The 1,675-nt window shown below is 61.6% G+C and carries 1 protein-coding gene; it reads right to left on the bottom strand.

What is annotated here, in order from left to right; translation table 11 throughout:
• Positions 1-9: 9 nt before the first annotated feature.
• Entirely contained in the window at positions 10-1,575 is a 1,566-nt protein-coding gene (locus EET67_RS25290; RefSeq protein ID WP_245451253.1) for an integrase catalytic domain-containing protein, read from the bottom strand.
• Between the last annotated feature and the right edge of the window lie 100 nt (positions 1,576-1,675).

The following is a 1,675-nucleotide window of genomic DNA, read 5'->3' on the forward strand; positions in this document are numbered from 1 at the left end:
CCTATTGCCTCACCGATCAATGTTACCCAAGGCAGCGGTGGCGACAGTGCTCGTATGAGCTGCCGCAGCGGTGGCAGGTGATAGCGGCAAGCTCTCGATCCAGCCGCCATCGAGGATGACCAGCCCAGCCATTTCCATGCGCCAGGCCTTCACCAGCCGTTGCACCATTCTGATGTTCTTTTCGTTGAAGCGGGCTGGATCGATTTCCTTCAGCCGTTGCAGCACGGCGGCTGCCGAGAGGGCTGGGTCTTCCTTCAGCCATTCCTTGATCCGCGCCTCGAAGGGCTCGTACATGCTGGGTCTTTTCGGCCAGGGTTTGGTCCGCCGATAGGGCCGGCGATGCGTTGGCCGTGTCTCGCCGTTCTTCCAGGCTGTTTTCAAGTTCGCAGCGAAGCTCTGGAGATCTATAATCAATGGCTCCTCGATTTTCGCATTCAGGCCACGACGATCGACGCGCTTTCCAAGCTCTTCCTGTGCAGCGCGGATGCCGGCAAACAGCAGCACCGGGTCGGCTGTCTCCAGCAAGGCCCGAAGCCGCTCCTTATCGGCCTCGGCCACATTTGGATGAGCAAGGACACGGGCCGCGGGTGGAATGGGCGGATGATAGCGCTTGATCACTCGGGCACCGATGCGTGTCTTCTCCTGCAGCTTGAATGACGGCTGGAACAGATTACCGTTAAGCCGCACCACTGCGTAGAGGCGTTCAAGGGCCGCCGTCGCATCCGTGCCGACAAACCGGCCATACCCCACCAGGCGGCGCACAATGGCGCCGTTCTTCTGCTCCACATGCGCTTGATCGTTCTTTCGATAGGCGCGACAGCGTGTCACCTCCAGATCCTCGCTGCGGCACCAGGAAACGACCAACGCGTTCATGAATGCGCTGTCGTTGTCAAAGTCGACACCCAGCAGCGGAAACGGAAACCGTGAGCGGGCCTGCTTGATTGCCATGATCACATTGCCGCTGTCGCGCGTACGGACCGGAACGCATTCGGTCCAGCCAGTGGCAATATCGGTCAGCACCATGGTCTGCACGAAGCTTCCCGACGAAGACGTGCCGGAATGCGCCACAAAATCGACCTCGACGAAGCCGGGCGGCGGATCGTTCCAATCGCCGAAGGTGCGTACCGGTACCGAGCGGCGAACCGCCGAACTCATTCCTGCCCGGCGGCGCTGGCCGCCGCGAGCGACGATGCGGACCTCGGTCAAAAGCCGATCGATCGTCGCCGGGCTTACCGTCAGCAGCTTGGAGCGGAGTGCGTCATCCAGCCCAAGCCGGCCGTGCCGCTCAAGCGCCGGCAACAAGATCGGTATCAATGGTCGCAGCCGTTTGGAGCACAGCCGCTCCGATGCCTCCCACAACACGATCAGCGCCTGGCGGACATCGCTGCCATAACGAAGGCTGTGGCTCTTGTTGCCGGATGGCTTCTTCTCACGACGGCCCAGAACCCGGATCGCGTGCTTGCGGTGATAGCCGGTGACCGCGACGAACTCATCCAGAATCCGGCCCTTGTCGTCTCGGCGCGCCACTCGATAGCGCTCGACGATCGCCGCTGTCAGTTCCGACCGTGTCGCCATGCTGAGCCCCGCCATCCGTCCCCCAAACCGGAACAGCGATCCATGGCCATCCCAGCTGGAGCATCAACACTATCGGTAACATTTTGCTTGAGGCAATGCG

Origin of the sequence: Borborobacter arsenicus (assembly GCF_003934165.1) — a bacterium.
GTDB classification, from domain to species: Bacteria; Pseudomonadota; Alphaproteobacteria; order Rhizobiales; family Rhizobiaceae; genus Pseudaminobacter; species Pseudaminobacter arsenicus.

Excerpts from the sequence above, each read along its gene's own strand:
- EET67_RS25290 (WP_245451253.1), bottom strand. The coding sequence starts at position 1,575 with ATGGCGACACGGTCGGAACTGACAGCGGCGATCGTCGAGCGCTATCGA.